The following is an 8311-nucleotide window of genomic DNA, read 5'->3' on the forward strand; positions in this document are numbered from 1 at the left end:
TTTCTGGCCTAGTCTTTGTCTACATAACTAAAGACATCTTCTTTAAAGTATTGCTGAGATAGCTTAGCAAGCGTGCCATCTTCTTTCAACTCTTTGATTGCTTTTTCATATTCTTTAGCGAATTTCTCACCCTTTTCATCACGGTGAATCAAGGGATAAGTTGGAATACCCTTGTATGGGAACCAGCTGAGTTTGTCCGCATATTGGTGGTAAGGGCCATCTTCTGCGGTAACTGCTTTTTCAAAGGACAGTTTGATATCAAAGAAGGCATCATAACGTCCTTCCAAGACCCAGGCATAGGCATCTGCTACCTTAAAGAATTCCGCTGCAGTTAGCTCAATTGGTGCATCTTGATGTTTTTCATTGTAGCTAGTGATGACATTCCATTGAGCATTCTGTGGAGAGATAGGAACCAATTTCCCTTTATTCTTTGCAAAGTCATCAATGGTTTTGTATTTCTGTTCGTCTTCTTTTCTGACAGTAAATCCGATAATACTCGCTCCGACTGGTTCAGATGGAATGACAAACTTTTTAGCTCGTTCATCTGTGTACCAAGCTCCCTTGGTTCCGATGTCATACTTGCCCGATTCCAGACCAATCAAGAGATCGTCATCACTAGTACCCGTATATTCAAATTGATAGTTTGCCAACTTCTCATCAACAGCCTTCAAAACAGCTACTTCATAACCATCTGACTCCCCTTTTTCATTGACAAAGTCATAAGGTACGTAGTTCTGTGTATGGGCAACCTTCAAGGTTACGACCTCACCAGACGAAGCCGTTTCTCCCTCCTTGGCTGGAGCACCAGCTAAACTTCTCCCGATAATCGTTGCCCCAATTACTGCAACCACTGCTACACCACCGATAATCCATGCTTTTTTACTCATCTTTTTCTCCTTTAGTTTTCAAGCGCTTCTCTCACCCACTGGATACGTTCAACTGCGATATCACTTGGAATGGTACAATCTGCCCCAAGTACCAAGCCCTGTTCCCCAGCTTCTGCAACTAGTTTCTTTGCCTCAGCCTGAATGGCGTCCTTGCTGCCAGTATACAGCAAGCCTGTCTTACCATTTTCGAATCCTCCAAGAACCGTACGTCCCTTGAAAATCTCACGACCTTCCTTGAGAGTGATTCCTTCTGGTCCTACTGCCCAGTTAAAGACTTGGGCTGGATAGTCTGCAAAAAGATGAATATCATTTCGCGCTCCCTCGTAGCCACAGATATGAAGAACAGTGACGCCACCAACAGCACTAGCCGCTTCCAGAACAGTTATCTCGCTAGGGGCAATGACGGCTTGATAATCTGCTGCCGACACTCGTTTATCTTGGATACTCTGCACACTGAGATAGATTCCATCTGCACCAGCCTCTTCGATGACAGCTCGACTGAGACTCGCAATATCTTCTGCAATCACATCCAACACCTTTTTAAGGGCTTCAGGATCTTCCACCAGAAAGTCCGCGATAAGGTCATCGCCACCAGATACTTCCCCTAGTAGCCACTTGAGATAGGTCACAGGAGCAAAAATATTGTAAATCGCAACGATATCTTCTGTAAACTCTTGCTTGATTTTCTTAACCAAGTCAACCTGCTCTTTTATCCAAGCGTGATCTGGCCCGAGTGGTTGAATGGCCGCCAATTCTTGAAGTGATTTTCCTTTGGCAATCACTGGATTTGGATAGGCAAAGTAGCCATCACTCATGAGTTTGATAAAGTCTGGCTGAACTTCTCGGATAAAGCGCTTATGCCCCTCGATATTCTTCTCGATAATGGCTGGATTTGAGAAACCTTGTAGCCATTCGTCTTCGGATGTGAAATGATGCCAAAAGCCAACTGGCATACGATCAACCTTTTCACCTCTAAATGCTTTTAAAACCCATTCTTTTTTTTCTGACATTCTTATTCTCCATTTCTTACTTTTTCAACTAATAAACTGCTTGCGATATCATTCGAGCGTAGAAAGGGGAGACTGGACTTGGAAAAATCCTGAACTCCACGACATCTCTCTCCATTTTTGCAATGCTCATTTTTTACGACACTTATGGCGACCAAGGCCAGCAAGCCGACAACTGCAATGAAGATTCCCCATCTTTTACTTTTCATAGCTCCTCCTTTTAGAGAACAGCTGCCTGCCGAATCCAGTCCAACCTCTCTAAGTCAAAGTCATCTGGAACAGTACAGTCAGCTCCCAAAAGAACACCTTTATTACCAGCTTCGGCCAGTAACCGCCTTGTTTCATTTTGCAATTCCGCCTTGGAACCTTGATAAAGCAGGCTTTTCTTGCCATTTTCAAATCCACCTAAAACGGCCTTGCCTGGAAACAACTCCTGACCCTGTGTCAAACTAACTTCCTCATGGTGGGTCGCCCAGTTGACCACTTGAGCTGGATAATCCTTAAATATCGTCACATCATTACTCGCACCTTCAAAACCACAGATATGGAGGATATTGGTCCCACCAACCTGATTAGCTGCCTCCAAAATCGCTATATTGCTCGGTTCGATATAGGTTTGATAGAGTGCTGGTGTAATGCGCTCATCTTGAATTTCCTGGGTGCTGAGGTAAATCCCGTCAACTTCACCTTGCTGGATGATTTTCTGAGTTAGGATAGCAATATCTCCTGCAATCACATCTAGAATCGCTCTGAATTGCTCAGGATTTTCAAGCAATAGATCAGCTACTTCCCTATCTCCTCGAGAAGTTTCTGTACGGAACCAACGCTTGAGGTAGGAGATAGGCGAAAAGATATTGTAGAAAGAAGCAATCTCTTCGGTAAAGGTCTCTCGAATCGCTTGTACCACTTCCACCTGTTGCTGAATCCATGGGTGTTCCTCACCAATCGACTCAATAGAAGTCAGCTCCTGAATGCTTGCAATCGTAGGACTATAAACATTACTTGGATAAAGGAAAAAACCGTCGCTCATAATTTTGACAAAATCAGGGCGAATCCTTTCCACATAGTTGCGATGCCCGTCAACACTTTTTTGAAAGATACGTAGATTGTTTAATCCCTGCCCCTTTTCTTCGAGTGTTACAAAATGAAACCAAAATCCCACAGGAACTCTTTCCACTTCATCGCCTCGAATCGCTCTAAAGACTAAATCTCTTTTACTTGCCATACCTTTCTCCTTCCATTTGGATTGAAACCATCTTACCACTCCTTTTCCCCTTTTCCCAATATATATTGACTATCAACTCGATTGAAAATTTTTATATCTATAAAGAAAAAAAAAACTGAAAAGCTTGATGTTACTAGCCTTTCAAAGATTCACTTTATTTTCATCTATTTTCCAAAAAGAAGCTGATATAGATTTTCTATCAAGCCGATTGAGTTTTTTTATATCCATCTTCATTCCCAAATTAAGTACATAATTTTATCCTAATACCAAATTACTACTGAAAAATTTCTTTTCTCTCGATATTTCCTTGCACAAATCCCATGAAAACGCTACAATATTAATAGACTATTATTAGGAGGATGGGATTATGAAAATATCCAAAGTTACCATTACAATTGCTTCTACACTTACTTCCGTCATTTTACTGACTGGCTGTGGCACAAATTCGGCAAATTCACAGACAACACAAAGTAGTACATCTGACAATCAGGTTACCATGACCTATGATCAGTTGCGTTCAAGAGAAAATACTATGTCAACTCTTTGGTATCAAAAAGCAGCTGAGACCAAGGCACTCTATCTACAAGGTTACAATGTCGCTACTAATCGTTTGAAAGAACTACTAAAAACACAGACAGATAAACCCTACTCTATCGTTTTGGACTTGGACGAAACCGTATTAGACAATAGCCCTTATCAAGCACAAAATGTCAAAGACGGAACAGCATTTACCCCAGAAAACTGGGATGTCTGGGTAAAAAAAGCCTCAGCCAAGGCTGTACCAGGTGCTAAAGACTTTCTCCAATTTGCAGACCAAAACGGTGTCCAAATTTACTATGTATCTGACCGCACAATAGATCAGGTAGATGATACGATCAAAAACCTAGAAAATGAAGGAATTCCTGTACAAAGCCGCGATCATCTCATGTTCTTAGAAAAAGGCGTCAAATCTAAAGAAGGTCGTAGACAAGCAGTCCAAGAAAAAACCAACTTAGTCATGCTACTAGGAGATAATCTTGTGGACTTTGCAGAGTTTTCAAAGACCTCTGAAACTGAGCGCGACCAAAAATTAGAGGAATTACAAAAAGAGTTTGGTGAGAAATTCATCATTTTCCCTAACCCAATGTACGGATCATGGGAAAGCACTGTTTACAATGGTAATAAATTGGATGCCAAGGGTCAAACTGAAGAGCGCCAAAAAAACTTACAAGGTTTTGATAAATAAAATAAGAGAACTATCTACCAGTTTACACCAACCACAAGATATCGTATTTGTGAGAATATCAAAAAAGACGATTTCCGCTTGGATAATCGCCTTTTTTGCTATTTTATCTTGTACTTGGTATAAACTAGTATATATTCCACTAGATAGTATGCTCTATCGCTTGTACCACTTCCACCTGTTGCTGAATCCATGGGTGTTCCTCACCAATCGACTCAACTGAAATTTTTTTATAACTCCTCTTTCATAGCAAAGTAAGCATGTATTTTCGGCGCCACTTGTGTGCTGAAGAGTTCAATAGCTCTCAAAACTTGATCATGTGGCATAGAACCAAGCGGTAGATGGAGCATGAAACGGTCCAAGTCTAAATCCTCAATCATGCGAATCAATTTTTCTGCTACCTGATCTGGATTTCCTACAAACATGGCTCCATTTGGCCCAACTTGCTCCAAATATTGCTCATAGGTCAACTCCTGCCAGTGTGGACGGTCCTTGGAAATCGCATCCACCACTTGCTTGGTCGGATGGAAATAATCTTTCACCGCCTGCTCGCCATCTTCCGCAATCCACCCCCAAGAATGAGCGCCCACTTTCAGGTCTTTATCCGCATAACCGGCTTCCCTACCAATCTCACGATAAGCTTGAATCAACTTTTTAAAATAACACGGATTGCCACCGATAATGGCATAGACAATCGGAAACCCCGCCTGAGCAATCTTCACTGTTGATTCGACATGACCACCTGTCGCCACCCACAATGGCAATTTGTCCTGAACTGGACGGGGATAGACTTCTTTTCCAGCAATGCTTTGGGTCAATTGACCTTGCCAGTCTATCTTGGTCTTTTCATTGACTAACTGGAGCAAGTCTAATTTCTCATCAAAAAGGGCTTCGTAGTCTTTCAAGTCATAGCCAAACAGTGGGAAGGACTCGGTGAATGAACCACGCCCAGCCATGATCTCTGCACGTCCATTTGACAAGGCATCGATGGTAGCATATTGTTGGAACAAGCGAATCGGATCCATACTCGAGAGAATGCTGACCGCACTAGTCAAACGAATCTTCTTGGTATTGACTGCCCCAGCTGCAAGAACAATCTCTGGCGCCGATACCGCAAAGTCCTCCCGATGATGCTCCCCAATCCCGTACACATCCAAACCAACCTTATCAGCTAGCTCTATCTCTGCCACCAACTGACGAATACGTTCATCATGACTGTAAATCTGTCCAGTCGCTTCTAGAGCTGTTGTTTCACCAAATGTTGAAATTCCTAATTCTACCATCCTGTTTCCTCGCTATCTCTTTTAGTTTTAGGGTATTTTATCACTAATTAGTTTTATTTTCAATAAATTTGCTCATTAGAAAAAGCCTAGATCAACTAGACTTTCTTGGTTTATTCTACTGTTACTGACTTAGCAAGGTTACGTGGTTTGTCCACATCAAGGCCACGGTGGAGTGTTGCAAAATAAGCGACCAATTGCGTTGGTACGACCATTGAGATTGGTGAGAGGTAAGGGTGGACGGTCGTAAGGACGATATCGTCTGTCTCTTTAGCAACATTCTCTTCTGCAATAGTGAGAACCTTGGCACCACGGGCTGCGACCTCTTGGATATTTCCACGAGTATGGTTGGCAAGGACTGGATCTGATAAGAGGGCCAAGACAGGCGTTCCTTCTTCAATCAAGGCAATGGTTCCATGCTTGAGTTCCCCTGCCGCAAAACCTTCACACTGGATGTAAGAAATCTCTTTTAGCTTAAGACTGGCTTCCATGGCTACATAGTAGTCTTGACCACGTCCGATGTAAAAGGCGTTGCGAGTTGTTTCGAGAAGGTCACGAACCTTTGCATCAATGGTTTCTTTCTCAGAAAGAGTTGATTCGATAGACTGAGCTACGATTGACAACTCATGAACCAAGTCAAAGGCTTGAGCTTTGGCATTACCGTTTGCTTCTCCGACTGCTTTTGCTAGGAAGGCAAGAGCTGCGATTTGCGCAGTATAAGCCTTGGTTGATGCTACGGCAATTTCAGGACCTGCATGAAGGAGCATGGTATGGTTGGCTTCACGTGAAAGAGTTGAGCCTGGAACGTTTGTCACTGTCAAGCTTGGGATTCCCATTTCATTGGCCTTAACCAAAACCTGACGACTGTCAGCTGTTTCACCAGACTGGCTGATAAAGATAAAGAGTGGTTTCTTGCTGAGAAGTGGCATACCGTAGCCCCACTCAGATGAGATTCCAAGTTCAACTGGTGTATCCGTCAATTCTTCCAGCATCTTCTTAGAAGCAAATCCTGCGTGGTAAGATGTTCCAGCTGCAAGGATGTAGATGCGGTCTGCATCTTGAACAGCCTTGATGATAGCTGGATCTACGACAACTTGACCTGCCTCATCTGTGTAGGCTTGGATGAGTTTACGCATAACCGTTGGTTGCTCATCAATTTCCTTGAGCATGTAGTAAGGGTAAGTCCCCTTACCGATATCTGACAAGTCGAGCTCAGCAGTATAGCTAGCACGCTCACGACTGTTACCATCATAGTCTTGAACTTCGACGCTATCAGCCTTGACGATTACCAACTCTTGGTCATGAATTTCCATGTATTGGTTGGTCTCACGAATCATAGCCATAGCATCTGAGCAGACCATGTTATAACCTTCCCCAAGACCAATCAAGAGTGGTGATTTGTTCTTAGCGACATAGATGACATCAGGATCTTGTGAATCAATCAAGGCAAAGGCATAAGACCCACGGATGATGTGAAGGGCTTTTTTGAAGGCTTCAAGAACTGACAAGCCATCTTCTTCTGCAAATTTCCCAATCAAGTGAACGGCGATTTCAGTATCTGTCTGCCCCTTAAAGTGGTGACCTGCAAGGTATTCTTCCTTGATTTCAAGGTAGTTTTCAATCACTCCATTGTGCACCAAGACAAAACGTCCTGTCTCAGAGCGATGTGGGTGAGCATTGTCCTCAGTTGGTTTTCCATGAGTCGCCCAACGCGTATGTCCGATACCAGTTGTTCCCTCAACGCCAGCTGTCTTAGCAGACAATTCTGCGATACGGCCGACAGCCTTAACTAGATGATTTTCAGCACCACCTAGGACAAAAATCCCCGCAGAATCATAGCCACGGTATTCAAGCTTTTCAAGCCCTTGAATCAAAATATCAGTTGCATTTGTGTTTCCAACAACACCAACAATTCCACACATAGTATATACGACACAGACCAGCTGTGCTTTCTCCTTAAATTGGTATAGTCTAATTCTCACTTTACGGAATCAGCAAAAACAGTATATACTTGTTTTTCTCACTTGTCAAGGATAAAAATTGGTATAGTTTTTCTATCTGGTATTTTATCAAAATTTCACTTGATACCTGACAAGTCAGCATCAATTACTTATAATAAAAAGAGGAGGTATTTGCCATGTGGTTTTTCTTCGCACTTTTATCAGCTATCTTTGCAGCCTTAACGTCAATTTTAGCCAAGATTGGGATTGTAGGAGTTCCATCCAATCTAGCAACCGCTATTCGTACAGTCGTCGTCATTCTTATGGCCTGGGCCATGGTTTTCTTGACAAATAGTCAGACCGAAATTGTCAACATCAGTAGAAAAAGTTGGCTCTTTCTCATCTTATCAGGCTTGGCCACTGGCGCCTCCTGGCTCTGCTACTACAAGGCCCTACAGATGGGCAATGCGACTGAAGTATCTGCTGTCGATAAATTCAGTCTCGTCATTACCCTCGTTCTAGCCTTTTTCTTCCTACAAGATATCCTGTCGTTTAAAACAGTTATTGGCTGTATCCTGATTACGATTGGGACCTTGGTGATGATATTGTAATAAAAAGTGAGATGAACGCCATTGAACTGCACCCCAAAAGTTAGACAGAAAGAATCTAACTTTTGGGGTGTTTTATTATGAAATTGAGTTATGAAGATAAAGTTCAAATCTATGGACTAAGAAAACAAGGATATAGCTT

General features: G+C 42.6%; 8 protein-coding genes. 2 read left to right on the top strand and 6 right to left on the bottom strand.

The genetic code is table 11. The annotated features are described in order from the left end of the window. Positions 1 to 8: 8 nt before the first annotated feature. From HMPREF1518_RS09795 to HMPREF1518_RS09810, 4 genes are read right to left on the bottom strand one after another with little or no spacing between them, the layout of a single operon-like run. Complete coding sequence (locus HMPREF1518_RS09795) at positions 9 to 887, bottom strand: transporter substrate-binding domain-containing protein (RefSeq protein WP_033585782.1); 879 nt, start codon at positions 885 to 887, stop codon at positions 9 to 11. Between the two features lie 11 nt (positions 888 to 898). After that, entirely contained in the window at positions 899 to 1897 is a 999-nt protein-coding gene (locus tag HMPREF1518_RS09800; RefSeq protein WP_033585783.1) for a uroporphyrinogen decarboxylase family protein, read from the bottom strand. Positions 1898 to 1899: 2 nt separating this feature from the next. Further along, on the bottom strand, positions 1900 to 2103 hold the full coding sequence (locus tag HMPREF1518_RS09805) for a hypothetical protein (protein WP_033585784.1): 204 nt from the start codon (positions 2101 to 2103) through the stop codon (positions 1900 to 1902). Between the two features lie 11 nt (positions 2104 to 2114). Then, entirely contained in the window at positions 2115 to 3119 is a 1005-nt protein-coding gene (locus tag HMPREF1518_RS09810) for a uroporphyrinogen decarboxylase family protein (RefSeq protein WP_033585785.1), read from the bottom strand. Between the two features lie 367 nt (positions 3120 to 3486). On the opposite strand from HMPREF1518_RS09810, the gene HMPREF1518_RS09815 reads away from it, so the two are divergent. Then, entirely contained in the window at positions 3487 to 4344 is an 858-nt protein-coding gene (locus HMPREF1518_RS09815) for a 5'-nucleotidase, lipoprotein e(P4) family (protein ID WP_033585786.1), read from the top strand. 227 nt (positions 4345 to 4571) lie between these two features. Here HMPREF1518_RS09815 and HMPREF1518_RS09820 read toward each other — a convergent pair whose 3' ends face one another. Next, positions 4572 to 5624 (bottom strand): LLM class flavin-dependent oxidoreductase, encoded by a 1053-nt coding sequence (locus HMPREF1518_RS09820; RefSeq protein WP_033585787.1) that lies wholly within the window; start codon positions 5622 to 5624, stop codon positions 4572 to 4574. 110 nt (positions 5625 to 5734) lie between these two features. Next, a complete protein-coding gene (gene glmS / locus HMPREF1518_RS09825; RefSeq protein WP_033585788.1) occupies positions 5735 to 7543 on the bottom strand; it encodes a glutamine--fructose-6-phosphate transaminase (isomerizing) in 1809 nt (602 codons plus the stop codon). Between the two features lie 215 nt (positions 7544 to 7758). Between glmS and HMPREF1518_RS09830 the strand changes: the two genes are divergently transcribed. Continuing rightward, on the top strand, positions 7759 to 8172 hold the full coding sequence (locus HMPREF1518_RS09830; protein ID WP_033585789.1) for an EamA family transporter: 414 nt from the start codon (positions 7759 to 7761) through the stop codon (positions 8170 to 8172). The last annotated feature ends 139 nt before the right edge of the window (positions 8173 to 8311 follow it).

This window comes from Streptococcus sp. SR1 (assembly GCF_000526075.1).
In the GTDB taxonomy this organism is placed as follows: domain Bacteria; phylum Bacillota; class Bacilli; order Lactobacillales; family Streptococcaceae; genus Streptococcus; species Streptococcus halitosis.

Coding starts and splice junctions, on each gene's coding strand:
- HMPREF1518_RS09795 (WP_033585782.1), bottom strand. CDS start 887: ATGAGTAAAAAAGCATGGATTATCGGTGGTGTAGCAGTGGTTGCAGTA.
- HMPREF1518_RS09800 (WP_033585783.1), bottom strand. CDS start 1,897: ATGTCAGAAAAAAAAGAATGGGTTTTAAAAGCATTTAGAGGTGAAAAG.
- HMPREF1518_RS09805 (WP_033585784.1), bottom strand. CDS start 2,103: ATGAAAAGTAAAAGATGGGGAATCTTCATTGCAGTTGTCGGCTTGCTG.
- HMPREF1518_RS09810 (WP_033585785.1), bottom strand. CDS start 3,119: ATGGCAAGTAAAAGAGATTTAGTCTTTAGAGCGATTCGAGGCGATGAA.
- HMPREF1518_RS09815 (WP_033585786.1), top strand. CDS start 3,487: ATGAAAATATCCAAAGTTACCATTACAATTGCTTCTACACTTACTTCC.
- HMPREF1518_RS09820 (WP_033585787.1), bottom strand. CDS start 5,624: ATGGTAGAATTAGGAATTTCAACATTTGGTGAAACAACAGCTCTAGAA.
- glmS (WP_033585788.1), bottom strand. CDS start 7,543: ATGTGTGGAATTGTTGGTGTTGTTGGAAACACAAATGCAACTGATATT.
- HMPREF1518_RS09830 (WP_033585789.1), top strand. CDS start 7,759: ATGTGGTTTTTCTTCGCACTTTTATCAGCTATCTTTGCAGCCTTAACG.